The sequence below is a fragment of the Brevundimonas sp. UBA4553 genome (assembly GCF_002387245.1).
In the GTDB taxonomy this organism is placed as follows: domain Bacteria; phylum Pseudomonadota; class Alphaproteobacteria; order Caulobacterales; family Caulobacteraceae; genus Brevundimonas.
The window spans coordinates 15,531-41,695 of the sequence record NZ_DGLD01000015.1 but is presented as its reverse complement, the minus strand read 5'-3'; the positions used below and the strand labels follow the sequence as shown (position 1 = coordinate 41,695).

The window sequence follows — 26,165 nt, the reverse complement described above, 5'->3', positions numbered from 1 at the left end:
GAGGCGAGCTAGAGAGCGCTCCATGCGAATGCTTATCATTGACGACGACGCTCGGACCCGTGCCTTCGTGGCCGAGGGTTTGCGTCAGCAAGGCCAGACCGTGGACGAAGCGCCGGACGGCGACACGGGCCTGCACATGGCCCTGGACGGCGATTACAACGCGATCGTCGTGGACCGGATGATGCCGGGTCTATCCGGGCTCGATGTGATTCAATCAATGCGTTCGGCAGGACTAAAGACGCCCGTCCTCGTGCTGACGGCGCTGGGTGCGGTCGATGATCGTGTGGACGGACTGAACGCAGGCGCCGACGACTATCTGGTGAAGCCCTTTGCGTTCAGCGAACTGAGCGCGCGGATCCAGGCGCTCATCCGCCGTCCGCCTCTCGCCGATCGGGCGCAGGTGCACATGGTCAGCGATCTGGTGGTGGATGTGGCCGCGCACAGGGCCACGCGGGCGGGACAGGTTCTGGACCTGACCCCGCACGAGTTCAAGTTGCTGGAACGTCTGGCGCGAAATGCGGGACAAGCCGTAACCCGCACCATGTTGCTGGAGAGCCTGTGGGGCTTTCACTTCGATCCCCGCGCCAACCTGATCGACGCCCACATCAGCCGCCTGAGGGCCAAGGTAGATCGCGGTTTCGGATGCGATCTGATCCAGACGATTCGCGGGGTGGGCTATGTTCTCAAGCAGCCGGACTAGAGGACCGTCGGTCTGGTCGACGTCCGGCCTGAGATACGCCGCCGCCTTCTCACTTCTATTCGGCCTGGGCGCCGCCGTCATGGTCGCCGGCGTGGACTATGGCCTGATGCGCTTCGCCGAGGCCGAGGTGCGCGACGGTCTCAGCCATCAGATGGAGGTTATGCGCGCCGACGCCGACCGTCACGGCACGGCGACCTTGGTGCAGGAGTTGAACGCCGAGACGCGTAATCGCGATGCTCGCCGCTACCTGTTGCTGGTTGAAGCGCCTGACGGAAGCGTTTTCTCCAACGGTCTGACCCGGTTGGCCGTCAACGCCACCGGCTTCCGACACAACTTGCCGAACAAGGCCCGGCCCGCGCGCTGGCCCGATCAGACCCCCAACATGATGACGCTGAGCGCGCGCGCAGCCGACGGAGGGCTGTTGGCTGTCGGTCGCGACATCCAGCATCTGGACGAACTGCGTGGCGGCATTCGTCGCTTCGCCCTGTGGAGCGGGCTGGCGCTGATCTTGCTCGCTCTCGCAGGCGGGTGGGTTTCGGGGCGGCTTTTTCTGCGGCGCCTCGAAAGCGTCAATCAGGCGGTCGCGCGCATTATCGCCGGCCAGGACTCAATGCGTCTGCCCGCCGTTGGCCTGGGGCGTGAGTTCGACCAGTTGGCGGACAACCTGAATCGGATGCTGGATCGGCAGGAGGCGGCGCTGACGGCGCTGAAATCACTCTCCGAAGGCGTGGCCCACGAACTGCGAACACCCCTGAACCGGGTGCGCAACCGCTTGGAGCAGGTCGCCGCCGGGATTGACGATGTCGCCACGCGCGATGAAGCGATCGAGCGCGCGCTGGCGGAAACCGATCAGGTCAGCGCCCTGTTCGAGGCCTTGCTGACCTTGGCGCGGATCGAAAATGGCAGCGTCGGTCTGAAAATGGCCCCGGTGAATATCTCCGCGCTGGCGGCCACCGTCAGCGATATCTATCGACCGCTTGTGGAGGAGACGGGCGGCGTCCTGATCGCCGCCCTGCCCTCGCCGGCTGTCATCAACGGTGACGCCGCCCTCCTTCAGCAGGCGCTCGCGAATCTGATCGAGAACGCCGTTTTCCACGGCGGCGCGCCCGCCACCATCGAGATCTCGACCGGCATCATCGACGGGAAAACGATCCTGCGAGTCGCCGACAATGGTATTGGCGTGCCGGAGACGGAGCGAGAAAAGGTCTTGCGTCGCTTCTACAGGATCAATCAGACCGATCCTGCCCCGGGGTCTGGCCTGGGGTTAGCCATGGTGGCGGCCGTGGTCCGCGCCCATGGCGGCGAGCTCAGCCTCTCCGACAACGCCCCCGGACTGATTGTGGAGATCACGCTGCCTCGAACGCCCTAGCCAGAGTGTCGGCCACCCACTGTGTCGCCTGGTCGTCGCTGGACCGTTCATGCCAGACCAGATGGTAGTCAAACGGCTTGATGCTAGCAGGAAGTGGGAAGGTGCGAAGGCCGTGCGCGACGGCGAAACATTCTGCCGCCTTTCGCGGAAGGATCGCGATCGCATCCGTACCGGCCAGAAGGTAGGGCGTCAGCGAGAAGCTTTCGGCCGAGATCAGCACCCGCCGATCCGCCAGTTCCGGCAAGTCCTCGGCGATCCAGTCACCGAAGCCGTCGCCGACCGAGACCGAGACATGCGGCCACTCCAACAGGTCTTTGCTTGAGCGGCTGCAGGCGTGAACTGGGTGGTCTGACCGGGCCAGACCCAGATGGGTCTCCTGGAACAGCCACCGCGACTTCAAGCTGGAACCATGCGGGTTCCAGCCCGTCAGGACGAAGTCAAGGCGACCATCCTCCAGTCGTCGAAGGCTGGCGTCCGACAGAGGCTCGACCACCAGTTCCACCCCGCCTGCCTCGCGCTCGATCAGAGCAAGCGTGGGCGCGATCACGCTCAGCACGCCGAAGTCGGTCGAGGCCAGATGAAAGGTGCGCTTCATGCTTCCCAGGTCTACGCCGTGATCGCGGATCAGCGCCTCCCCTTCTCGCAACCAGGACCGAAGCGGGCCACGGAGCGCCTCTGCCCTGGGCGTCAACATCATGCCGCGCGGTCCGCGCACCAATAGAGGATCGTCGAACTGGTCCCTCAGTCTGGCGAGCACGCGGCTCATCGCCGGCTGCCCCATGCCCAGTCGTTCGGCGGCGCGCGAGACGCTGCGCTGCTCCAGCAGCACCATCAGATGCTGCAACTGATTGAAATCGGCACGGGAGGGCAGGCGCCCGGACATTCCGGCTTCTCCGAAGGCAACGACAGGGCCGCCCCTGTTATTGCAATGATTATTATTTGCAACTCGTAGCGACTGCCCATGCGGAGCTCATGCCGATTTGCGAATGCGCTCCATGCCGAATACGCCATTGAGCCGCTAATGCGAATGATTATTAGAAGCGACCGTCGCTCGCAAGCGTGAGCATTCCTCCCCAACCGGCGGTCGCCGCCCTTCAAATGCATGCCTTCGGGGGCAAACATGAGTTTTACAAAGCACCACATCAGGCTAGCCCTGATGACGTCCACTCTCCTCGCCGCATCGCCGGCCCTGGCCGACAATCCCGTTGAAGAACCCCAGGCCACCAGCGTGTCTGACGTCATCGTCACCGCGTCCGGAACGGCCGTGAACGTGCGAGACGCCCCGGCTTCGGTCAGCGTCATCACGCGCGAAGACATCGAGCGTCAGCCGGTTCAGAACATCGGCCAGCTTCTCAGCCGGCTTCCCGGCGTCAGCGGCGGTCTCAGCGGCACAGGCGAAATGTCGAAGATCAAGCTGCGCGGGCTGCCGGATAATTACACGCTGATCCTGGTGGACGGGCGACGTCTGGGTTCCTCGCGCGACCTGGCCTACCGCCCTGACTTGGGTCGCCAGGATCTGAGCTGGATTTCGTCCGACATGATCGAACGCATCGAAGTGGTGCGCGGGCCGATGTCGTCGCTATACGGCTCGGACGCCATGGGCGGCGTGATCAACATCATCACGCGCAAGATCGCCCCGACCTGGCGCGGATCCTTCAGCGCCAACTACACGATGCCGCAGGATGATGATCGCGGCGACGTCTATCAGTTCGCCTTCAACGCCACCGGACCGCTGGCCGACAACCTCGGCGCCCGTATCGGCCTCAGCTACTCGCGTCAGAACCCTGACGAGGTGGCCCTGGGCGGGCGGTCCGAGGACATGGGCTCCTCAGGCATCACCGACAAGAGCGTCAACGGCGCGCTGAACTGGGCTCTCACGCCCAGACAGACCCTGTCCCTGGAGGGGACATACGGCATCCAGGAAACGGTCAATCAGCCGCCGCTGACCGGCTCGACCAGCGCTCGCGCGGCCTGGGGCGCCTCGGAACTGGAACGCACCTCGCTACGCCTGAGTCACGAAGGCGAATGGGGCTTCGGGAGCACCAAGGTCGATCTCTACCGCAACGAGTTCGTCTGGGACATGACTGAAGGCGCCTCGGAAAACACCGAGACCATCCTTGATGTCATCCTCAACGCCACGCCTCACCTGATCTGGGATCACAAGCTTTCGATCGGTGGTCAGTACCGCGACGAGGAAATCGTCAACACCGACACCATCGGCACCGTGCCGGTGGACTATGAAGGCAACCCGATCGACACCAGCGGCAAGCTGTCTGGCGACACGATGGCCGTCTATGCGGAAGATCAGATCACGCTGCGGGAAAATCTGCTGCTGACGCTGGGCGCACGAGTGGACAGTCATGACAAGTACGGCGAGCACTTCACACCGCGCGTCTATCTGGTCTGGCACCCGGTCGAGAACTGGACGGTTCGCGGCGGGTTCGCGCAAGGCTTCCGCGCGCCGACGTTGAAGGAAAGCTCGCCCGGCGCCGCCACCAACTCGGGCGGCAACGGCTGCACCGGCCTGATCCCCATGGGCTACAGCGGCGGCGGTTGCTGGATGACCGGCAATCCGGACCTCAAGCCGGAGGAAAGCACCAACTACGAAATCGGCGTCGCCTACGATCGCGATCAGTGGAAGTTCGGCGTCACCTATTTCCACACCGACTTCGAGAACAAGATCGAATATCTGCCGCTCGGCTTCTTCCAGAACCGTTGGTGGACCAAGCGCGAGAACATCCAGGAGGCCCGCACCAAGGGCCTGGAAGCCATCGCCCAGGTGCCGCTGCGCGACAACCTGACCTGGAACACCAGCCTGACCTGGATGATCGAGGCCAAAAACCTGGTGACGGGGGCCAACCTGATCACCACGCCGGAGTGGGCGGGCTTCTCGTCGCTGGACTGGCAGGCCACGGACCGGATCGGCCTGTTCCTTTCGGCTCAGTATACAGGTGAACAACTCGGCGGCGGCACGGCCATCACCGAAGGCTACACCATGTTCGACCTCACTGGCCGCTTCGACATCAGCGAGACCGTCACCTTCCGCGCAGGCATCACCAACCTGTTCGAGAAGGAGATCAACTCCAGCGAAGGCTACAACTACTACCAACCCCGTCGCCGCTTCTTTGTCGGCGTGACCTCGCGCTTCTGATCCGAAAGATCTCATCATGACAAACTTCACGATCACCCGCCGGATCGCCGGCCTGGCGGCCGCGCTGGCCGTCTCGGTCGCCGCCGCTCCCCTCGCCCAGGCCCAGAGCGCCTTCTCCACCCCCGAGCGCCTTGACGGCGGTCAGGTCAGCTTCGCCTCGGCCGAACGCGGCCGTCCGGTGCTGGCCGGCGGCGAGGTGGTGGCCACTGGACGTGGCTTCCGTCCGAACCAGTCGGTCTCCCTGCTGTATGGTCAGACCCGCATCGGCGGCGCCACCGCCAACGCCGAAGGCGGATTTGAAACTCGCCTGTCGGTGCCGGCCAACGCCGTCAGCGGCAACCACTCGATCGTGGTGGTCGCTGACGCGCCCTACAACGCCGAGATCGCCAACCTGAAGGTCTCGCCGACGGTTCCCCTGTCGAACGAGGCGTCCTATCGCATCACCAGCGTCCAGCCGACGCGCGGCCTCTATCAGACCGCCTACAGCGCCAAGCGCAACGCCGTCTTCGCCACCTCTGCGGTCGGTCGCCCGCCGGTGCGCCAGTCCGAGTTGCTGCGCCTGAACGCCGACACCCTGGCGGTCGAGGCGCGTATCACCCCGGCCGCCGCGCCGGGCCGCACCGGCCGCGACGGCCAGCCACAAGACGGCGGCGTCTTCGCCGTCTACGGCGTGGGCGTAGATGACGCCCACGACACGGTCTGGGTCACCAACAGCCGTCAGAACACGGTGGCCGTCTATCGCCAGTCGGATCTGTCGCTGGTGCGTCAGTTCGAGCCCGGCACGGTCAACCACGCCCGCGACGTCGTCATCGATGAGCAGGACGGCAAGGCCTACGCCAGCGCCACATTCGAGCCCGAAATCGTGGTGTTCGACACGGCGGCCCTGTCGGTGTCGAAGCGGATCAAGATCGACTCGACCGTGCGCGGCGAGACCTTCTCGGCCGCCAGCGTCTCTTATGATCGAGCCGCCAACCGGCTCTATGTGGCGTCGAATTCGACCAACGAGATCGCCGTCATCAACACCCAGACGGATGCGGTCGAGCACGTCTATCCGATTCCGGGCGCCCGCAGCGTGATCGGCGTGGCGCACGACGCCCAGACCAACCGCATCTTCGTGGCGGCTCAGGGCACCGACAACCTGGTGATCCTGAACGGCGCCGACGGCTCAGTCGTCGCCGACACGCCGGTCGGCGCGGGTGCGCTTAACGTGGTGTTCGAGCCGAAGTCGCGCCGCGCCTTCGTCAGCACCTTCGGCGCCGGCACGGTCACAGTCACCGACGTCGACGGCCAGATCGTCGCCAACCTTCCTGCGCCGCCGGTGGCCAACCACGTCTCGACGGACGGGCGCGGCAATGTCTACGCCGCCGTCAAATCCGGCTGGAGCAGCGACGGCAACGACAGCGTCCTGCTCATCCGCCCGGCGCGTTAAGCTCCAAGGACCCTCGCCGGCTGGCGAGGGTCTTCTCTCCTGCTCGCTTCAGGCCGTAATGCGATGACTGTTTCGCCGCTTCAGCTCTTCTCGCCGCCAGACGCCCTCGCTTCTGCGACAGACTCGTCGGATGCAACCGTGGCCCAATTGCTCAAGGCAAACGGCCTTCTGTTCAATGCGGCGCGCCGTGATGTTCTGTGCGTCCTGCTTCGTGCCTCGGCCCCTCTCGACGTTGACACTACGCTGGCCGCCGCGCGGTCTGACGGCAGCCACGTTTCGCGCGCGGCTGTGTCGCGGTTCCTGAACCTCCTGACCCGACTGGGCGTCGCTGAAGTCGCAGCGCGACGAAACGCCCGACGCTTCTTCCGCCTCAAGCGTCACACGCAAACCATCAGCCTCAGTTGCGTGCGCGAAAACCGTATCATCGAGGTCCGTGACGACGCTCTGGTGCAAGCGGTCGAGCATATGCTGCACGGGCGCGGGTATCGCCTGGCGGAAGGCATCGACTTCCGTATCGAACCCCTCGCTGCTTCGAGCGACCGCCCGAAGGCATGATGTCGCAATCGGGCAGCGACCAAGCGTCGCGAACCTGGCGGTTGCAACTGACAATGATTATCACTACCCAGTGACGCTCTTGCCTTCCGCCTGGACCTGATTTCATGACTAGCGCAGCCCGTCTGGCTCTGCTCACCTCCGCCAGCCTGCTGGTTGCCCCCACCGCCTTCGCACAGAGCACGACGACGGTGGACGACGTCGTCGTCACGGCCTCCACTCGCGCGCAGAAGGTTGAGCAGGCGCCCGCCACCATCACCCTGGTGACAGCGGAGCAACTGGAAAGCCGCGCCTACGCGGACCTGTTCGACGCCGTGCGCGACGTCGAGGGCGTGTCGGTCAGCGGCGGGTCGAATTTTCAGGACATCTTCATTCGCGGCCTGCCGGGCGCCTACACCCTGACGCTGGTCGACGGTCGGCGGCAGTCGACGCGGGACGCCCGCGTCAACGGCAACGGCGGTCTGGAGCAGAGCTTCACCCCGCCCGTCTCGGCCATCGAACGGATCGAGGTCGTGCGCGGGCCGATGTCGTCGCTGTACGGTTCCGACGCCATCGGCGGCGTCATCAACATCATCACCAAGAAGGTCCCCGACCGCTGGGGCGGATCGGTCGCCGCCGACTATGTCGCTCAGGAGCACGGCGACAGCGGCGACTGGGCGCAGGGCCAATTCTATCTGGCAGGCCCCATCGTCAGCGAGAAGCTGGGCGCTCAAATCTGGGGTCGGGTCTATGACCGGGCCGAGGATCATATCTTCAACGCGCCCAGCAGCACCGGCGTCATGGGCTCGGACGAACACAGCCTGACCGGCCGCCTGGCCTGGACGCCGACGGCGGACCACGAAATCCTGCTGCAAGCTGACACCACGCGGATCAAGCGCTTCAGCACGGCGGGCAAGACGCTGGCCGCCAACGCCCGCAGCACACGCAACGAACACAGCCGGGACAGCGCCTCACTGTCGTGGAACGGCGACTGGAACTGGGGAACCAGCGCCCTGTCGCTGATGCGCGAAGAGTCGTCGCGCGAGATCTTCACTGCCGATGCGACCGGCAGGATGGTGCGCAACCCGCGCGCGCCGGAGTTGACCAACACTGTTCTGGACGCCCTGTTCAACCTGCCGCTGGCGGGCTCGCCGCTGGGCGACCACAACCTGGTCTTCGGCGGCCAGTGGATCGAGAACAGCCTGAAGGATATCAATCCTGGAGCCCGCGACAACATCGCCAAGACCTTCGACGTCTGGCAACGCGCCCTGTTCGTCGAGGACGAATGGACCCTGACGCCGGAGGTAGCCCTGACACTCGGGCTGCGAGTGGACGACCACAAGCGTTACGGCGATCACTGGAGCCCGCGCGCCTATTTGGTGTGGAATCCCAGCGATACCCTGACGATCAAGGGCGGCGTTTCGACCGGCTTCCGCGCACCCGAAATCCGCGCCGTGGCCGACGGCTACGCCTATGAGACCGGCGGCGCCAACTGCAACTATGGCGCGGGCCTGTGCGGCGTCATCATCGGCGATCCGAACCTGAAGCCGGAGAGCAGCGTCAACTACGAGGTCAGCGCCCTGTGGCGGCCGATCCCGACGCTATCGTTGAACGCCACCGTCTTCCGGACTGACTTCAAGGACAAGATCGCCGACGACCGGGTCTGCGGCCCGGACGTCAACAACAACGGCGTCTGCGACGTGCCGAGCGAGGTGGTGCGCTGGGATGAGGATCCCCTCTATCAGCTCTATTACTGGTACAACATCAACGACGCTCGCATTCAGGGCGTCGAACTGAGCGGACGCTGGCAGGCGACGGACCAACTGGCGTTCAAGGCCGGTTACACCTACACGGACTCGTCTCAGAAAGGCGGCCTCTACGACGGCCTGCCGCTGTCGCGCACACCCGAGCACATGGCCAACCTGCGCGCCGACTACGCGGCGACGGATCGCGTGAACCTGTGGGCGGCGGGCTCCTACCACGGCGAGGAAGTCAACGCCGGCCTGCGCGTCGGCATCAATGGCGAGCCGATCATGAACGGCCCGCGACAGGTCGGTCGCCGCTACCCCGACTACGCCCTGCTGGATGTCGGCGCGAACTGGCGCGTCCGGGACAATGTGACGCTGAAGCTCGGTGTCTACAACCTGACCGACAAGGTGCTTAACGTGGCGACCTACGACTTCCAGGGCGACGGTCGTCGTTACTGGATGGGCGTCAGCTGGGATTTCTGAGGATGGGGACCATGGTGGATTTCAAGCCGGGGCGACGCGCCCTTCTGCTGGGCGCCGCCGCCCTCCTGGCCGGGGCTGGCGCCTGCACGCGCCGGGAGGGCGAGGGACCTTCCTCCCTGCTGACCGACCTTCGGGACCGCCCGCTGGCTGTCACGCCGCCCGTCGGCAAGCTGTCGATCGACGACAGCCGCTTCCTGATCGCCCTGTCGCTGCTTCATCCTGATCCGGTCAGCCTGCTGGCCGCATGGGCGGGCGACGTGAACCGCCTGAGCCCGGAAATCTACGCCGCCTATCTGGCCAAGTCTCCGGCGCTGGCGACCCTGCCCAAGACGCCGAGTTCGGCCTCGGCCTTCAACGTCGAGGCCGTTCTGGGCGCTCAGCCTCAGGTCGCCCTGGTGTCGCTGGATTCCGGCCCGACCGACGCTCAGGCCGCCCAGTTGGAGCAGGCCGACGTCCGTGTCGCCTACATCGACTTCTTCCAGCACCCCTTCCAGAACCAGTCACGAAGCCTGTCCCTGCTTGGCAGCCTCATCGGCCGCGGGGAACAGGCAGAGGCCTACAACGCCTTCCGCGCCGCCAAGCTGAAGGTCATTTCTGACCGAGTCGCGGGACTGAAGGACGAGCAGAAGCCGAGCGTCTTCCTGGAGGCTCACGCCGGCAACGGACCGGATTGCTGCAACTCGGTCGGCGCTGGCAACATCGGCGACTACCTGACCTTCGTCGGCGGCCGCAACATCGGCGCCGAGGTGCTGAAACAGCCGTCAGGCAAGTTGAACCTCGAGTTCGTGGTCGAGCGCGACCCTGACCTGTACATCGCCACCGGTGGCCCGCATCTTGAGAAGGCTGGCGGCTTCGTGGTCGGCCCGAAGTATGACACGCAAACCTCTCGCGCGTCGTTGCGCCGCGTGGCTGACCGTCGCGGTCTGTCCACCTTGAAAGCCGTGCGCGATGGCAAGGTTCATGGCCTGTCGCACCAACTGATCAACTCGCCAATCGACATCGTCGCCACCGAGGTCCTGGCCAAGTGGATCCAACCTGAACTGTTCGCCGATCTCGACCCGCGCGGAACCCTGAACACCATCAACGAACGCTTCCTCGCCGTGCCCTACCACGGCGACTACTGGACCGACCTGGTCCCTGCCTGACGTCCCATCTCAAGGAGAGCCCCATGATCACCCTTCGCCACAGCGCCCTGCTGGCCGCCAGCCTCATCGTCCTGTCGACGGCGTCCGCCGCGTCGGCCCAATCGATCGAGAAGACCGTCAAGGTCGCGCCCGGCGGCCTGTATGAAATCGTCTTCAACCCCGCTGACAACGACATCTATGTCGCCGCCGTCGGACCGCGCGGCGCCAACCAGGCCCAGATCGTTCGCCTGGACGGCCAGACCCTGGCCGCCGAAACGCCGATCAACGTGTCGGAGCGTCCGCTTTATGGCCTTGGCCTCAACAGCCGCACCCAGGTCCTCTATGGCACCGACACCCGCACCGGCGCGGTTTCGGCCATCGATCTGAAGACCGGCGCCGTGGTCGCCACCATCCGACAGTCGGCAGACGACGACAGCGCCCACGTGCGCGAAGTGATCGTCGATGAGCAGCGCAACAAGGCCTATGTGACGGTGGTCGGCGGCGACGCCGGCGACACCTCGCGCCCCAACCTGATCTGGGTCATCGACGGCGCGACCAACACGGTCGAGCGCACCATCGCCACTCCCGTCGGCGGCCTGACCGGCGCGGCCTTCGATGCGGCGACCAACCGCCTCTACGTCACCGGCATGGGTAGCAATGAAGTCGCCGCCATCGATCTGACGACCGGCGAGACGGTGGGCAAGTGGCCGTCGCACGGCGAATCCGCCATCAACGTCGCGGTGGACTCCGAGGGTCGCCGACTGTTCGTCGCGAACCAGAAGTCGGGCGAACTGACGGTGCTGAACGCCGACACGGGCGCCCTGATCCACAAGGTCGCCACCGGCGAAGGCGCTCTCAGCGTCGCCTACAACGGCGCGGTCAAGCAGATCTACGTCGCCAACCGTCAGGCGGGCACGGTCACGGTTCTGGACTCCGACACCTACGCCGTGAAGGCCAACCTGCCGACCGGCACCCTGCCCCAGACCATCGCCATCGATCGCGCCACCAACGCCGTCTACGTCACCAACAAGGCGCGCGGCCTGCCGCGCAACGCGCCAGCCGGCACGCCGGTCCCCGTGGACGCGACCGGCGACGTGGTGACGTTGATCCGCCCCTGATTTCACGGTTCCTCCCCAAACTGGCCCGGTCGATCCTTCGACCGGGCCTTTTTTGTCTTTGGAGAGCTTGAGGATCAGCCTGCCTTCAGGACGTCGTCGATCAGGACCTGAAGCACGCCGCGTTCGCAGCGCTGGACACGCGCCGAGACGCGATAGACCTGGGCCAGAATATCAGGCGTCACCGCTTCATCCGGCGCGCCAAAGGCCGCTAGCCGGCCCTTCGCCATGACCGCGATCCGATCAGACACGCGCGCCGCGGCCTGCAGATCATGCAGGACGATCATCACGGTCATCCCGCGCTCGACCGCCGCCTCTCGCGCCAGTTCCAGAACCCGCAGCTGGTAATAGAGGTCGAGCGCGCTCGTCGGTTCGTCCAACAGCAGCAGGCGGGGCTCGCGCGCCAGGGCCTGAGCCAGACCCGCCAACTGCTTCTGCCCGCCCGAGAGACGATCCAGCCGCTGCCCCGCCAGCGCTTCGGCGCCAATGCGCTGCAAGACCTGGTAGGCCCGTTCAACGGCCTGGGCGTCAGTGAAAGCCGCCCCGCCCAGCGGCGTGGCCCGAATGGCGGCCACCACCGTTTCCAGAACCGTCAGGGCCACGCCCTGCGGCAGGGTCTGGGGCATATAGGTGACGCGCTTGGCCCGATCAGCCAGCGAGAGGCCGGTCAGTTCAACATCATCCAGCCGGATCGACCCCTTGGCCGGGATCAGTCCCGCCAGCGCCCGCAGGAAGGTGCTCTTGCCCGCTCCATTGGGACCAACGACCGACACCACTTCGCCAGCATCAAGCGACGGCAGGGTCAGGCCTTCGACGATCGGTCGCCCGCCGTAGCCAGCGCTCAGTTCCTGCACCCGTAGGCCCGTCATGCCCGACCTCCGTTGCGGAAGATCAACAGCAGGAAAACAGGCACGCCGATCACGGCGGTCACGATGCCGACCGGCATCAGGACCCCCGGCACGATGGCTTTCGACGCCGCTGAGGCCAGCGACATGATGATGGCGCCAGACAGTATGCTGGCCGGCAGGAAGAAGCGGTGATCCTCGCCCACCAGCAGGCGTGCGATGTGCGGCCCGACCAGACCGATGAAGCCGATGGCCCCGACGAAGGCCACGGCGGTCGCCGACAGAAGACTGACCCGAAGCAGGGACAGGAAGCGCAGCCGTTTCACGTCCACGCCAAAGCTCATGGCCCGGTCTTCGCCCAGCCGCAGCGCCGTCAGCCCCCGAGACGACAACAGGGAAAACGGCGTGACCAGCGCCACTACCAGAGCCAGCGCCCCGACATTGCCCCAGGTAGCCCGGGACAGCGACCCCATCGTCCAGAACACCAGTTGCTGCAGTGCCTCGGCCGAGGACAGAAACTGCACCAGCGCCGTTAGGGCGTTGAAGGCGAAGACCAGGGCAATACCGAACAAGACAATGTTCTCTACCCCCGACCCCTTCATCCGCGCCAACGCCTGCAGGGCCAGCACCGAGCCAAAGGCGAAGACGAAGGCGTTCAGCGGCACCAGCCAGTCGGACCCGATGAAGCTCGCTCCGACGCCCAGCACAATGGCCAGAGAGGCTCCGAAGGAGGCGGCCGATGAGACGCCCAGGGTAAAGGGGCTGGCCAGCGGGTTGTTCAACACTGTCTGCATCTCAGCACCGGCCAAGGCGAGAGCCGCCCCGACCAGAGCCGCCATCAGGGCGTAAGGCAGACGCACCTGCCAGACGATGGCCTGTTGCGCTGTGCTGAGCGATGTCGGATCGAAAATCCCCTTCACCACCGCCGCGGCCGAAAGCGAAGAGGGGCCCGTCACTACATCCAGCAGCAGTGCGGCGGCCGCGCCCATCGCCAACAGACCAAGCACCAAGAAACGCGCTCTGACATTCTGGGAATAGGCGACCACCGCATTCGGCGCCGCGGATTCAGCATTCGCCAATATGACGACCTCCACTCAGCGAATGCGTCGCAATACACCCTGCCCTCTTAATCGGCTAGGGTATCACGATGAGCATATCAGGTTCTGCTTTCGACGCCGCCTTTCCTCCCCTGACGGGCGGGTGCGTCCAGTTGCGCCTTGCCCCTGGCACGATGGCGCCCGGCCTCACGGTCTGGATCAACAGACCCCAAGCGGCACGACCGCCAAAGGGCTGGCCGACGCTGATTATTCTGGAGGGCGAAGCCTATTTCACCGCCGCCGCCGAAATGGCTCAACGTCTCGCACGGCGGTCGACGAAGACTCGGATCGAACCAATGATGGTCGTCGGACTGGCGCTTGATCACGGCGTCCATCGCCAGTCGTCGTTCAGTTTCGCGCCAGAGCCTGAACGTCCGGACGGACTGACAGGAGGGCAATCTCTGCTGCAGCGTCTGTCGGCCCACCTCCTTGGCTTGATCGAGGTCGAAGGCGCAGACACGACCCGGTTGACCCTGGTTGGGCATTCCATGTCCGGCCAGTTCGTTCTGGAGGCGCGCGCGCTTGCAGCCCCCTTCGCACGTTACGTCGCCGTCAGTCCCTCGATCTGGTCCAACCCATCGGTCGTCGCGGCGCAGCCGGAGAGATCATCTGACGACGCGGACGACCTGTTCGTCGTCGTCGGCGGCCAGGAAGAAACGCCGGGTCTTGATCAAACCCATCTGGCGCGCCGTATGATCAGCAATGCCCGCGGCTTGCTGGGCAAGGGCGGGGTCCGACTGGAGGTGCTGGACAGCGAGGATCACGGCTCTGCGCCCTACGCCTCGTTGCCGGCTGCGCTACGGTTCGCCTCGGAACCTTGGCGAGCATAGCCGTCTGGGCCGGTGACGGCGGCGTCCCGCAGTGCGCGCGAACGCCGCCTTACGCCCCTAGAGTTGCAGCCCCAGGAAGGTGAAGGGACGGCTTTCGACGAACTCGGCCGTGGCGTCGCCCGAAAAGGTGTGGATCTGATCCTGCCCCAGGTCCAGCTTCCGGACCTTGCCGGTCTCCGGCGAGAAGTCGACCTTCTTCAGATCGACCCAGAAGGTATTCGGGGTCAGCACCGACTCAAAGAAGTAGAGCTTGCGAGCGTGATCAAAGACTGTCCGCCAGCGCGTGGAAGACAGATTCGGCTCGGATTCGGTCGAAATGCCGAAAGGCACCGATGTATTACGCAGAACGCTGAATACGCTGGCCACGGCGATGTTCGGCTCCTCGAACTTCGGAATGGCGTTGACGTAAAAAGAAGCCCGGGCGAACCGATCGGCGGCGCGGTTGGTCCCGGGCAGCATAACCGTGCCTCCGATCTGCTTCCAGTAGGCATTCAGAGCCAGTTGCTCGTCATAGGTCGGAGAGTTGGTCATCACCTGATATTGACGGCCATGATGGATCTTCAACTGGCCGTCGATGTACTCGAAGATAGCGCTGTCGCCTGTGGCATCGGACAACGACAGGTGGACCGTCGTCAGGCGGTTCTCGCCGGGCACGTTGTCGGTGACGATGGTGAACGGCTCCTTCTCCAACGCCGCCACCGCCTCGGCGACCGTTCCGAAATTGTCGAGGGCGTACTGCGCCCAGGCCGCAATCGACAGGCTGGGCTTTGACGGATCGAAGGCCGGATACTCGGACTCCACCAGCCACAGCAGATTGGCCATCAGTCCCGCCTCATTGACCCCGTCGGTCGTGGACACATCGTACCCCGAGGTGACGACGCTGCCGTATTTCGCCGTCCAGCGGACGGTGTTGGGACCGGTCTCGCCGGTCCTCTGCATGCCGCGCGGGAATATCCAGAGATTGCTGGTGATCTCGCTGCGCCAGTCCATTGACCGGGCGGTGATCACCGTGTCGCCCGCCCCGTGGTAGACAAACCGTGTGCAGGCGTCGGCCACCCCCGCGCCCGCCATCGGCGCCATCAAGGCCGCCGCCGCAACCATAGCCCTTACGCCGCGCGTCTTCATCATGACCTGACCTCCACTTTCAGAACGTGATCGAAAACCCTGCCATCGGCCCGTGTCCCGTCATGTTCCAGACGAAGCGGTCGCCGGTGAAATCGCCTTGCTCATACTCTTGAAACAACACCGCATAACCGACGCGCAGCAGCACCGGGCGTGTCAGCACCGTCGTGCGATAGCCGAGAGTAGCCTGCGCATTCAGGCTGAACCGCTCCCCCGGATCAAAACCGCCGACGTCCAGATGTCCCGTGAGCTTCCAACGATCGTTCAGGTCAGCGTCGGTGCGCAACCCCACGATGACATCGGTCCATTCGGCCTGCTTGCCAACTTCGATCAGGCCCGGCACGGCCAGATCAGCGCGTGTTCGGGACCATCGGGCTCCCGCCAGAGGACGAATGCGAAGCAGACGCGGCGCGCCATGAACGGTCCGGCCGCCCAACTCTTCCTCATGCGCCACATAATAGACCGCGCCGGTGAGGCTCCGCAGCCGAATGTCGGCCTCGATCGGCAAGCCCAAGGCGATCCGCTCGTCGCGGCTGTCGGTTCCCTGATAGTCGACATAGGCGCCCCATCGCGGGCCATCGACCGCGACCTCCCCCATGAAGACGCCCTCCACCTTTTCGAAGGCTTCGGAAAACGGCACATGGACCGGCGTCGACAAGCCCGCCCCCTGCACCCTGCCCTGCATGGTCTTGGCCCAGACGTAGGGACTGACTGTGACCGTCCAGTCGCGGTCAGAAAGCGCCTGAGCTGCCGCCGAGGAAGCCCCGAGACACAGGACCGCCGCAGAAATCACCCAACCCGCGCAGTTCATAGGGGACCCTCCCAGTGGGCTCACCCTACAACATCAGGAATTCGATGGACAACGTTCTTCAAGGATAAGTGCTCGGGTCGCACGGGATTTTGCTCTGCGGGCCCGGCCTGCGGCGCCCCTCCCCAGACGGGGCCTGAACTCAGATGCGCCAAGCCAGCTTCACCCTATAAGGCGTCGATCAGGCTGACGTTGTGAACATCAATCGTCGCTGGCACGTCGTCAGACGAGGTCGGAAGGGCAAGAACCGACCTCTCTTCCGACTTAAGTTCCATCCGATCGAGCCAGACGCATGTTCTGTGCGTGTTGCATCCCGGCCAGCAGAAAGCCCCCGGCGTTGTGCGGCGGGGTTTTGAGATGTTTGGATAGAGGAAGGGCGTCACCGCCATCGACGCGAGCATGACCCCGCCGACCGCAAGGATACCGGGCATCCCGCCGAAGACAGTCCTCAGAAGGCCGGCGACCAGGTCCGATCCGCCTGTCGTCTGGATCGCATCCGAGACCGGGATCAAGGCGGCGATCAGCACCACGCCCGGCATGAACCGCTTGCGGACCCCGCCCAGCCGGACCTCGCGCTGGGCCTAGGGCAGGAGGTCCAGCGCCGTCAGCGCCGCCGGAGGGCCCATGTCGAGCGATTCAATGCGGGCGGACCGAACGGGCGGCTCCGCGTCACCAGCGGACATTGCGATAGCGCGCGGAAGACCACGTTTTGCGCCGACATGATCTCGTCGCCGAAAGCTCCCCGATGAACTGGTAATGCGTCGTCCGGTCCAGGCGGCGACGCATCGGGACTGCGAGCGCTGGAGCGCCTTGCCAAAGGCAGGCATTACATATGTAATCTTGCCTAGGAGGCGCTGATGAACATCACCGAGGCCGAGTTCAAGGTCATGGACGCCCTGTGGCGTCGCGAGCCCCAGTCCGCTGAAGAGCTGATCGCCGCAGTTCGCGGCCAGTCCGATTGGGGCGAGGCCACGGTCAAAACCCTGATCAATCGTCTGCTGAAAAAGGGGGCGATCCGTTCTGAAAGATCCGCGGGGCGGCATCGCTATCACGCGGCCCTGGAAAAGGAGGCATTCGCACTGGCCGAGAGCGAGAACCTGCTGGATCGGCTGTTCGGGGGTCAGATCGCACCCCTTGTGGCGCAGTTCGCGCAGAACCGCAGCCTGTCCGCCGACGACCGGGCGCGGCTGAAGGCGATCATCGCCGGGTTGGACGATGAGTGACGCTCCGGACCTGCTTCTGGAATTGAACGCGGCCCTGGCTCTGGCCGCGACGATCGTCCTGGCGCTCCGCACGCCGGCGCGCCGGGTCTTCGGCCCTCGCGCCGCTTACGGACTGTGGGGCGTCGTGCCGCTGACCCTGGCCGCAGTCTGCCTGCCGCGCATGGCCGTCGGCTCGGTCGTGGCGTCCAGCACCCTGTCGCTCATCCCTGGCCAGTTGATCGTCGCCGTCTGGGGCGCCGGCGCGATCGCCTTCGCCGGACTGATGATGGCGCACCAGATGAGGTTCGCCGCTCTTGCGCGCCAAGGCTTGGCGGGACCTGCCGTGACCGGGGTCATCGTCCCGCGCCTGGTCATGCCCGCCGACAGCGACATCCGCTGGAGCCCCGAGGAAAGGGCCCTGATCCGCGCGCATGAACATGCCCATCTCGAGCGTGGAGATTTGAGGGTCAATGCGGTGGTCGCCCTGCTTCAATGTCTGTTCTGGTGCAACCCATGGGCGCATATCGCGGTGAGCCGGTTTCGCTTTGATCAGGAGTTGGCCTGCGACGCCCAGGTGCTGGCGGTGCGGCCGGGGCGCCGCCGAGTCTACGCCGAGGCCCTGTTGAAGGCCGGCCAGACAAGAGCGACGCCGCTGGGGTGCGGCTGGGGCGACGCTTCCGGGACGCTGGAGACGCGGATCGCCAGCTTCCGCCTGAATCGCCACTCCCCAACGCCCGTCGCCGTCGCCGTCGTTCTTGGTCTGGCCCTAGGGGTCGCAGCGACAGCGTGGGCGTTGCAGCCTGCCACGGTCGAAGCGAGCGACGACCCTCGTCCCAAGATCCTGAACCTGCGCCTGTCTCCGCCTGAGGCATGACCCCTTGACTATATTACAATTGTAATCTCAAGATCTTCCATCGCCCAAATGGAGGATGTCATGCGCCTGCCCCTCGCAACCCTGATCGCCGTCCCGACCACCTTGTTGACCGTCGGCGCCGCTGCGGCCCAAAGCGTCGAGCCCGGCGGAAGGGGTCTGAAGTTTCTGGCTGTCTTCAACGACGCCGGACCTGAGACCAAGCTGATCGTAGTGGGCCTTGTCGGGGCGGCCCTGGCGGCCGCAGCCCTGGCGCCGCGCCTGGCCCGTCAGGCTTTGAACCACCCCTCCCCGAGAGGCGTCGGCTTTCTTTCGGGCCTTCGTCTCGGCGGCCCGCTAATCGCCCTGACCTGGATCTTCCATAATCTGTTGAACTGGGCGGTGGCCTCGGCCTGGTTCAATCGCCCGCCCGGCCACCTGCAACTGGCCCAGGGCTTCGCCGAGCTGGCCCTGATCGCAACGGCGGGAAGTCTGGCGGCGACTCTGGCCGTCTTCAGCCTGGAGCATGTGCGCGCGTCGGCCGCCCGCCGCTCATGATCCGGCGCCTGTCGCTTGCCGCGGTCCTGATCCTGTTGACGGGCTGCGAAGTCAGCACGGATCGCTGGACCGAGCGGCAGGCCGCTGTCGATGCTCCCGAACTGTGGCGGGTCGAGGTCGTCGACGCCGATTCACCAGCCGTGCGGATCTGCGTAGACAGCCTGCTCCGCACGGGCTTTTCCATGCCGATGCCAGAAGCTCATGGCATGGCCTGCGAGCCCTTGGGCGAGCCGATCAAGACCCAAGACGGACGCCTGCAGCGCTGCAGGATCGGGGGTCGAACCCTGCTGGTCGGCACCCGAACAAAGGGACCGGCGAACACTTTCGACGTTGAGCTTCGCGTCACCACTCTGGGCCCTGGGCCGGAGGCGTCTTTCGTCCAGACCCGCCGCTACACCCGGCAAGGCCACTGCCCAGAAGGCTGGAAGGTCGGCGACCAGACTGATCGCTTTGGTCGACGCAGCAATACTGTCTGGACCCCGGCATGGAGGTGACGGGCGACGCAGTAGCAGTCACCTGTCTGACGGCAGGACGCGACGCGCGAGAACCGGACACTGACGCCGTCGCGGGATCCAGACTTTCAGACAGGGCTCCGAATGAACTTCATCTTCCGATCCAATGCGGCCTGCATGAAGGCGACATCCATTAGGAAAAGCGGTCCCGTCGGCGAGCGCTTTCCGCACCTGCTCGCGCCGCAACCGGCCAAGCTGCGTATCGCGTCGGTGGAGCGTCTCTTCAAGGAAGAGAAACACGGCCGGGGAAACATCCAGACCTGTTCATCTAGACGCCCAATCCAACCTAGCGCTTCGTCACTGGCAGCCACCCAGTCACCTGCCCCCTATCTTCGGCCTCTAACTGCCTATCCACGAACACCTTGAGCGCTCTAAGCGAGTTCTGCATCGGACAATTTTCCTATCCGGAAAGGGCAAGCTTACTCTCGCAAGGGCGGCTTTCCACCCTTAAGCGGACTTCGCTTCACGACCCTAACCAGACATCGCGCCCCCTGCCCTCACGGCGAGGGTTCCTTGATCAAGAGGCGTAGCGGTGAGCGCTAGGAATGATCATCGACAGCCGTAGGCGGGATAATCGATGTAACCCTGTGCCTCTCTGTCACGAACAGTTTCAGGATTGGGGTAGAACGACGCGCTCGACAAGGTCAGGGTTGGAAATGAACCACCGACCGAAGGCGATGAGGTCCACCGTGCCATTGGCCAGCAGACGATCTGCTCGCTCACGCGACATCGCCCCGGCGACCATGAGCGCCGTGTTGGCTAGGTCGGTCTTGAACGTCCGAAGCAGCGGCTCAATCCGTTCAGCAACCGGCGACGGCTCTGGCGCTTTCAAACTGGACTCGGTGTGGTCCATGACATGGACGTAAGCGATTTTGCGCTCGCCCAACGCTTTCACGAACGCGGTGCATGTTCGGTTTCCTGAACAGGGAAGTCGGTTGCTGCCGAGGGGGTTGGCCGAGGCTAGCGCAGCTTGAAGCCACGCTCGGTCACCATGTCCCGAAGCCGTTGCCGACCGCCCATGTAGTCCATGCTGGTCGCGTAGGCGTGAGCGGACCCCTGCCAGGTCTTCGGCTTCATGCCTCGCTCTTCGCGGAACTGGAGATAGGCCGCCTCATACCCGTCGAGGTACTGACGATAGCGACCTTGCTGGTAGCCGTCGTGGTGGAGAACGACCGGTTGAGGCAGGCGTGGACGCTGCGTTGAGGTTCGCTCTGGGTCCGGATGACCGACAGCCATCCCGAACGCCACGAAGCTGTGGGACGGAAGGCCCAGGATGTCAGCGACCTCCTGCGCTGCGTTTCGCATCACGCCGAGGAATACGACGCCCAGACCGATGGACTCGGCTGCCAGCGCCGCGTTCTGCGCCGCCAGTGACGTGTCGATTGACGCCATGAGGAAACTGTCGAGGTACGCCAGCACTGTCGGCTCGACGCCCTGGGCTTGGGTCAGTTCTGCCGACCGGGACGAGTCGGCGACCCAGAGAAGCAGCACCGGGGCTTCCTCAATCCATGGGATGCGATCCGTGGGAACCGTGGCCGCGATGGTATCGGAGAGGCGCTGCTTCAGTGCAGGATCGCTGACAGCAACGGCGGTCCAGAGATGTAGAGCGCCCGACGTCGATGCGGATTGAGCCGCCGCAACCATCGTCTCAAGTGCGCCAGAAGGCAGGGGATCGGCCAGGAACGTCCGCACCGACTTATGCGCGATCTGCTGCTCGACCACGTCGTTCCAGATAAGGTTATCGGGCGTCTCCTGCCCACCGTAGCGAAGGCGCAGAAGCGTGGCGCGTTGATCGTCGCGACCTGACATGTGTGGCTCCATCTTTGACAGCGACGGAGATAGGCGACAGCGGATCGTCTATGGAGGTCTAAATTGCGAAGTCAGTTTCCACCCAGGTAGACAATGTCGCCGGCAGGCTTATGCTCATGACATGGACCAACTTGCTGCACTCCGGGTGTTCATTCGAACGGTGGAGGCTGGCTCCCTGACACGGGCGGCTGCGGAGCTCGGCCTGCCGAAATCTACGGCGAGCAAGCTGCTGGCGCAGCTTGAGCAGCATCTCGGAGCCAAGCTGCTACAACGGTCCACCCGGTCCCTCGCACTGACCTCCGAAGGCAGCGACTATTACGAGCGGGCAGGACAGCTTGTCGCCAAGCTGCATGATCTGGACACCGATCTTCAGCATCGTAGAAGCCTAGTCAGCGGTCGTATCCGCGTGGACGTTCACTCGACAATGGCGCACGCCGTGCTGATCCCGGTGTTGGCCGATTTCCGGGCTCGACACCCCGGCATTGAGGTTGCGCTGGGGATCAGCGACAGGCCCGTCAGCCTGATTGGGGAGGGCGTGGATTGCGTTGTCCGGCTCGGAAGGCTGGCCGACACGACCCTGATCGGGCGCACGGTCTACGAAGATCATCTGATCACCTGCGCCAGTCCAGATTACCTGCGCCGACATGGCCCGCTCACTGAACCAACCCAACTTCGCCAAGGCCATGACCTAGTCGGATACTTCTCGGCTCTGAGCGGCGAAGCAAAGCCGCTCGTGTTCCAGCGAGGCGCCGACACGATCAAGATCGCCGCCAAGGGGTTTCAGGCGAACGACAGCATGGGGCAGGTCAGCATGATCCTCCACGGACTAGGTGTCGGCCAGACGTTCCGCTCGACGGTGAAGGCACACCTTGCCTCTGGCGCTTTGGTTCCTGTGCTGGAGGAATGGACGGCAGGGACAGAACCCATCTCGGTTCTATACCCGCCCGCCAAACAGCAGAATGTGCGGGTCCGAGCGTTCATCGACTGGTTGGTTGAGCATCTCGACGCGCAAACAGGGCGATCCTAGCATCCGTCCCTTTGCGCGACCAAGCGCGGGCACTCGACAGACCCCTCCTGAAGCCACATTGAGAGCCATGTCCCAAGCTCGAGCCCCCAATCGCGCCGCCGACGCCCGGCAAGTGATTGATGCTGCCATCGACCATGCCGCAGCCTACGGGTTGAACAGCCTGACGATGCGCGATCTGGCGCTGGCGGTCGGCAAGAGCACGACCGTCATCGTCAACCTGTTCGGCGCGAAATCCGGCTTGATCCAGGCGGTGGGCGAAGAGGCGTTGCGTCGCGACGCCGCCTTCCACGACCGCTTTTTCCAATCGGTCACCGGCCTGCCCCTGAGCCGTGACAGCCTTCTGGCCACAGCGCGGCACTATCTGCACCTTCGCGCCTCGGACGCTTCGGGGTTCGCCCGAATCTGGGAAGCCTTGCTGATCGACAGCGAGGTCTCGGCTGAACGCCAGGACCTGATCCGACGGTGGGCCGCCATGCGAAAAGGGGCGTGGCGTGATCACCTGTCCGCCAATCCTCGGCTCGCAGACTTCGCCGACCCTTTGGTCGAATGGACCACCCTCGAACAGTTCTACGCTGGGGCGCTGCAGGGGCGTCTCGATTATGAGGTCATAGCCACGGAAGGTTTGCGCGGATTGATCGATCGCGCGTTCGGCCTGCCAGACGGACCGGCCACAGCCACCTTCTGGTACCGCGACAACCTGGTTCTGCCCCAGGCGCCCGCCGCAGGCCTGGAGCCGGAATCAATGCGGCTCAAGTTGCTGGACATCGCCGCAGACCAGATACTGGCGCGAGGGGTCGCCGCCCTGACCAACCGCTCCGTCAGCCAGGTCGCCGGGACCTCGACGTCAACCATCGCCTACCACTGGCCAGACATGAGACGCTTTGTGCTGGACGCCGTATGGCACAGCGTGTTCCGCGACATGCCCCGCTATCTGGCCGGCCAAAGACCCGAAGGCGATCCCTCCGCTGTCGATCTCGACAGCTGGGCGCGCATTATGGCGCCGACCATCTCCATCCAACCGGAGGCGGAGGGCTTTTACGTCAGATATGTACGCCTGATCGCCAGCGTCTGCATGGAAGCGCGAGGAGACCCTTCATTGCAGGACCTGGCCATGCTGCTGCGCGGCCCGGAGGGGGGCGGCACCTATTACAACAGCGCTGGCGTCTGGCCCGCCGACCTGGACCTCAATCGACTGGCGGCGACCCGGTTCGCCATCTGGATCAAGGCTGCAGCCCTCATGTCATGCGCCACTGGCGTCCCCCTCTCGACGGCTGGCCTTCAGGCGAGCGCCCTCCAGCTGGTCGCCCGCAAGGCATGACAGAACGAACGTTATTATCACTGGCGCGCAGCAACTGCGCAGACTGACAGAAACAGTTCAGACAAGCGTCATAAAAGCATAGCTCGCTCGATCTATTGCCGACCCGTTGTCGAACAGTTGTTTTTCTCGTGCAACGAAGGCTGCTTCACCCGCCCTCCCCCCGGCGTGAAAAGCCTCGTCAAACGGCGGGACGGGACGGCTGTTCGACAACGTCCTGAAACACTTCGATCGCTGCGGGAGGGGTATCCCGCGCGTCGCCCGATGGATCGACCTATGAAACGTCTTCTTCTCGGCGCCTCGAGCGCCGCCTTGGCCCTTGCGGCCGCCCTGCCCGCCACGGCCCAAGGCGATAATTCTGCTTCGGGCGAACCCCAGGCCACAGCGGTCCAGGATATCGTCGTCACGGCCCAGCGTCGCGTGCAGGCCAGTCAGGACGTCGGCGCCGCCCTGTCTGTCATCGGCGGCGAGGATCTCGACGAAAAGGGGATCAACGTCATCAACGACATCGAGAACGTCGTGCCCAACATGGAGGTCGACAGCCAGTTCGGGAGCGGCCAGCCGGCGTTCCGGATTCGCGGCATCGGCACGCGCGAATACTCCTCGAACAACGCCTCGACGGTGGGCGTCTATGTCGACGAGGTCGCCCACCCCTATACGATCACCACCCAGGGCGCGATGTTCGACATCGCCCGCCTAGAGGTCCTGCGCGGACCCCAGGGCACCCTCTACGGCCGCAACACGACCGGCGGCGCCGTCAACATCATCACCAACGCCCCCACCGCCGACGCGCGTGCCGGCTTCACCGCCGAATACGGCTCCTATGACCGCTACAAGGTCGAGGGTTATGTCTCGGGCCAGATCGCACCCGGCCTGCTCGGCCGCCTGGCCGCCGTCACCGAACAGGGCGGCGCCTGGCAGTACCATCGCACGACGGGCGAAAAGCTGGGCGATCGCGACAAGACCGCCGTGCGCGGCCGCCTGACCTGGGACGCCTCGCCAGAGGTCATGGTCGACCTGTCCGCCACCTATCAGATCGACAAGTCGGATGGCCTGGGCTTCCGTCTGCGCAGCCCCTATCCGGTCTTTGACGGCAGCGTCACCTATCCGGCCGACACCGCCCGTCGCATCACGGGGTGGAAGATTTCCGAAGCCCTGGCCGGCGTGTCCGGCCGCGGTCTAGACGCCAAGCCTGGCCGCGACAACGACGGCCTGGATCTCAGCGCGCGCGTCAGGGCGGACCTCGGCTGGGCCACCCTCAACACCGTCACCGCCTACCAGACCTTCAGCCGGTCGGAGTACAACGACTGGGACGGGACTCCTGCGGCGGAGTCGGACGTCTACTTCTACAATGACATCAAAGCCTTCTCGCAAGAGGCCAGACTGTCGAACGAATTCGGCCGCCTGAACTGGATGGTCGGCGCCCACTATGCGGACGAAAGCATCGAGGGCGGCTTCTACACCGAGTTCCGGGGCGCCAACCGCAATCTGATCAACACCCCCTACGACCAGTCGGTCGAAGCCGTCGGCGTCTTCACCCACAACAGCTTCGCGCTCACCGATCGCCTCAGCCTGATTGCTGGCCTGCGCTATGAGAGCGAAGAGCGCACCCTGACCACGACCGGCACGCGGCGCCTCAACCTGCCGGTCGGGCCGGAGATGAGCTACGAGACGTCGCTGTCGGAATGGACGGGCCGTTTCGGCCTGGAATATGATCTCGCCGACAACGCCCTGCTCTACGCCAGCGTGGCGCGCGGAGTGAAATCGGGCGGCTTCACCACCTACAACGGACAGTCCCAGACCCCCTTCAAGCCCGAGGTGGTCATCGCCTATGAGACCGGGATCAAGTCGGACCTGTTCGACAACACCCTTCGCGTCAACGGCGCCGTCTTCTTCTACGACTACGAAAATCAGCAGATCCAGGGCACCGAGTTCAGCCGCGAGACCGGCCAGTTGGGCAAGATCACCAATGTGCCCAAGTCCGAAATCTACGGCGGCGAGATCGAGCTGACCTGGACGCCTTTCGCGGGCCTGAGCATCAGCCAGAACTTCGGCTACAAGGAGGGCGAATACAGCGAGTATTTCGCCATCGACGCCGCCGCGACCAACGCCGCCAATCCGGTCGACGGGCCCTGGGACATCATCATCGCCAACGACCGTTCGGGCGAGCCGCTGCAGTTCCCGAAGTTCAACTACGGCGGTTCGGTCGCCTATGACTGGTCGATGGCCGGTTTCTACTGGCGCGCCGAGACCAACTACAACCAGCGCGACGGAATCTATAACGCCGCCTCGGCCTCGGTTCTGCCGGGCTACTGGCTCTGGAACGCCAACTTCAGCATGGGCCCGTCCGACGCCAACTGGCGCGTCGCCCTGTTTGCGCAGAACCTCTTCAACACGGAATACGAAGAGACGCGCAACAACTTCAACGGGGGCGCCCGTCCGACAAGCTCGCCCAATCCGGGCCGCACGATCGGCGTGCGTCTCAACATGGACTTCTAGGAACAGTCCCGCCTGCGGCGGTCCGGCCAGCCGGATCGCCG

At 64.7% G+C, this 26,165-nt stretch carries 24 protein-coding genes; 16 read left to right on the top strand and 8 right to left on the bottom strand.

Annotation, left to right across the window (positions count from 1 at the left end; genetic code table 11):
• Window positions 1-22: 22 nt before the first annotated feature.
• On the top strand, window positions 23-700 hold the full coding sequence (locus B4A39_RS10600) for a response regulator transcription factor (protein WP_292036413.1): 678 nt from the start codon (window positions 23-25) through the stop codon (window positions 698-700).
• Window positions 701-860: 160 nt separating this feature from the next.
• Window positions 861-2,069, top strand: a complete 1,209-nt coding sequence (locus tag B4A39_RS10595) for a HAMP domain-containing sensor histidine kinase (protein WP_292036411.1) — start codon at window positions 861-863, stop codon at window positions 2,067-2,069.
• On the opposite strand, the gene B4A39_RS10590 is transcribed toward B4A39_RS10595, so the two are convergent.
• A complete protein-coding gene (locus tag B4A39_RS10590; protein WP_292036410.1) occupies window positions 2,047-2,952 on the bottom strand; it encodes a LysR family transcriptional regulator in 906 nt (301 codons plus the stop codon). The genes B4A39_RS10595 and B4A39_RS10590 overlap by 23 nt on opposite strands.
• A gap of 273 nt (window positions 2,953-3,225) precedes the next feature.
• Between B4A39_RS10590 and B4A39_RS10585 the strand changes: the two genes are divergently transcribed.
• The 6 genes from B4A39_RS10585 to B4A39_RS10560 all read left to right on the top strand — a co-directional run bounded on the left by B4A39_RS10585 (window position 3,226) and on the right by B4A39_RS10560 (window position 11,653).
• On the top strand, window positions 3,226-5,220 hold the full coding sequence (locus B4A39_RS10585) for a TonB-dependent receptor domain-containing protein (RefSeq protein ID WP_292036408.1): 1,995 nt from the start codon (window positions 3,226-3,228) through the stop codon (window positions 5,218-5,220).
• 16 nt (window positions 5,221-5,236) lie between these two features.
• On the top strand, window positions 5,237-6,649 hold the full coding sequence (locus B4A39_RS10580; protein ID WP_292036406.1) for a YncE family protein: 1,413 nt from the start codon (window positions 5,237-5,239) through the stop codon (window positions 6,647-6,649).
• Between the two features lie 138 nt (window positions 6,650-6,787).
• Window positions 6,788-7,204 (top strand): transcriptional repressor, encoded by a 417-nt coding sequence (locus B4A39_RS10575; RefSeq protein WP_292036404.1) that lies wholly within the window; start codon window positions 6,788-6,790, stop codon window positions 7,202-7,204.
• 104 nt (window positions 7,205-7,308) lie between these two features.
• Complete coding sequence (locus tag B4A39_RS10570; RefSeq protein WP_292036402.1) at window positions 7,309-9,411, top strand: TonB-dependent receptor domain-containing protein; 2,103 nt, start codon at window positions 7,309-7,311, stop codon at window positions 9,409-9,411.
• Window positions 9,412-9,422: 11 nt separating this feature from the next.
• The gene (locus B4A39_RS10565) at window positions 9,423-10,556 is read left to right on the top strand and encodes an ABC transporter substrate-binding protein (RefSeq protein WP_292036400.1); all 1,134 of its coding nucleotides are present in this window, start codon (window positions 9,423-9,425) and stop codon (window positions 10,554-10,556) included.
• Window positions 10,557-10,579: 23 nt separating this feature from the next.
• Entirely contained in the window at window positions 10,580-11,653 is a 1,074-nt protein-coding gene (locus B4A39_RS10560; RefSeq protein WP_292036398.1) for a YncE family protein, read from the top strand.
• Between the two features lie 74 nt (window positions 11,654-11,727).
• Here the strand turns inward: B4A39_RS10560 and B4A39_RS10555 are convergent, their stop codons facing one another.
• Both B4A39_RS10555 and B4A39_RS10550 read right to left on the bottom strand, forming a co-directional pair.
• A complete protein-coding gene (locus tag B4A39_RS10555) occupies window positions 11,728-12,519 on the bottom strand; it encodes an ABC transporter ATP-binding protein (RefSeq protein WP_292036396.1) in 792 nt (263 codons plus the stop codon).
• On the bottom strand, window positions 12,516-13,502 hold the full coding sequence (locus tag B4A39_RS10550; RefSeq protein WP_292036393.1) for a FecCD family ABC transporter permease: 987 nt from the start codon (window positions 13,500-13,502) through the stop codon (window positions 12,516-12,518). Before B4A39_RS10550 ends, B4A39_RS10555 begins: the two co-directional genes overlap by 4 nt.
• A gap of 140 nt (window positions 13,503-13,642) precedes the next feature.
• Between B4A39_RS10550 and B4A39_RS10545 the strand changes: the two genes are divergently transcribed.
• Complete coding sequence (locus B4A39_RS10545) at window positions 13,643-14,422, top strand: alpha/beta hydrolase (protein ID WP_349679246.1); 780 nt, start codon at window positions 13,643-13,645, stop codon at window positions 14,420-14,422.
• A 57-nt stretch (window positions 14,423-14,479) separates the two neighbouring features.
• Here B4A39_RS10545 and B4A39_RS10540 read toward each other — a convergent pair whose 3' ends face one another.
• The 3 genes from B4A39_RS10540 to B4A39_RS10530 all read right to left on the bottom strand — a co-directional run bounded on the left by B4A39_RS10540 (window position 14,480) and on the right by B4A39_RS10530 (window position 16,891).
• Entirely contained in the window at window positions 14,480-15,550 is a 1,071-nt protein-coding gene (locus B4A39_RS10540; RefSeq protein ID WP_292036391.1) for a linear amide C-N hydrolase, read from the bottom strand.
• 16 nt (window positions 15,551-15,566) lie between these two features.
• On the bottom strand, window positions 15,567-16,355 hold the full coding sequence (locus B4A39_RS10535) for a hypothetical protein (protein WP_292036389.1): 789 nt from the start codon (window positions 16,353-16,355) through the stop codon (window positions 15,567-15,569).
• Between the two features lie 164 nt (window positions 16,356-16,519).
• On the bottom strand, window positions 16,520-16,891 hold the full coding sequence (locus B4A39_RS10530) for a hypothetical protein (protein WP_292036387.1): 372 nt from the start codon (window positions 16,889-16,891) through the stop codon (window positions 16,520-16,522).
• Window positions 16,892-17,209: 318 nt separating this feature from the next.
• Between B4A39_RS10530 and B4A39_RS10525 the strand changes: the two genes are divergently transcribed.
• From B4A39_RS10525 to B4A39_RS10510, 4 genes are read left to right on the top strand one after another with little or no spacing between them, the layout of a single operon-like run.
• Window positions 17,210-17,575, top strand: coding sequence for a BlaI/MecI/CopY family transcriptional regulator (locus tag B4A39_RS10525; protein WP_292036384.1), 366 nt, complete (start codon window positions 17,210-17,212; stop codon window positions 17,573-17,575).
• Window positions 17,568-18,428, top strand: a complete 861-nt coding sequence (locus B4A39_RS10520) for a M56 family metallopeptidase (protein ID WP_292036381.1) — start codon at window positions 17,568-17,570, stop codon at window positions 18,426-18,428. The genes B4A39_RS10525 and B4A39_RS10520 overlap by 8 nt, the downstream gene beginning before the upstream one ends.
• A gap of 60 nt (window positions 18,429-18,488) precedes the next feature.
• Complete coding sequence (locus B4A39_RS10515; RefSeq protein ID WP_292036378.1) at window positions 18,489-18,962, top strand: hypothetical protein; 474 nt, start codon at window positions 18,489-18,491, stop codon at window positions 18,960-18,962.
• Entirely contained in the window at window positions 18,959-19,456 is a 498-nt protein-coding gene (locus B4A39_RS10510; protein WP_292036377.1) for a hypothetical protein, read from the top strand. The genes B4A39_RS10515 and B4A39_RS10510 overlap by 4 nt, the downstream gene beginning before the upstream one ends.
• Before the next feature lie 628 nt (window positions 19,457-20,084).
• Here B4A39_RS10510 and B4A39_RS10505 read toward each other — a convergent pair.
• Window positions 20,085-20,369, bottom strand: a complete 285-nt coding sequence (locus tag B4A39_RS10505) for a hypothetical protein (RefSeq protein WP_292036375.1) — start codon at window positions 20,367-20,369, stop codon at window positions 20,085-20,087.
• A 65-nt stretch (window positions 20,370-20,434) separates the two neighbouring features.
• On the bottom strand, window positions 20,435-21,283 hold the full coding sequence (locus B4A39_RS10500) for a nitroreductase family protein (protein WP_292036373.1): 849 nt from the start codon (window positions 21,281-21,283) through the stop codon (window positions 20,435-20,437).
• Window positions 21,284-21,404: 121 nt separating this feature from the next.
• Between B4A39_RS10500 and B4A39_RS10495 the strand changes: the two genes are divergently transcribed.
• The 3 genes from B4A39_RS10495 to B4A39_RS10485 all read left to right on the top strand — a co-directional run bounded on the left by B4A39_RS10495 (window position 21,405) and on the right by B4A39_RS10485 (window position 26,124).
• The gene (locus tag B4A39_RS10495; protein WP_292036371.1) at window positions 21,405-22,310 is read left to right on the top strand and encodes a LysR family transcriptional regulator; all 906 of its coding nucleotides are present in this window, start codon (window positions 21,405-21,407) and stop codon (window positions 22,308-22,310) included.
• A gap of 67 nt (window positions 22,311-22,377) precedes the next feature.
• Window positions 22,378-23,628 (top strand): TetR/AcrR family transcriptional regulator, encoded by a 1,251-nt coding sequence (locus tag B4A39_RS10490; protein ID WP_292036368.1) that lies wholly within the window; start codon window positions 22,378-22,380, stop codon window positions 23,626-23,628.
• A 273-nt stretch (window positions 23,629-23,901) separates the two neighbouring features.
• Window positions 23,902-26,124 (top strand): TonB-dependent receptor, encoded by a 2,223-nt coding sequence (locus B4A39_RS10485; protein ID WP_292036366.1) that lies wholly within the window; start codon window positions 23,902-23,904, stop codon window positions 26,122-26,124.
• Window positions 26,125-26,165: the final 41 nt, after the last annotated feature.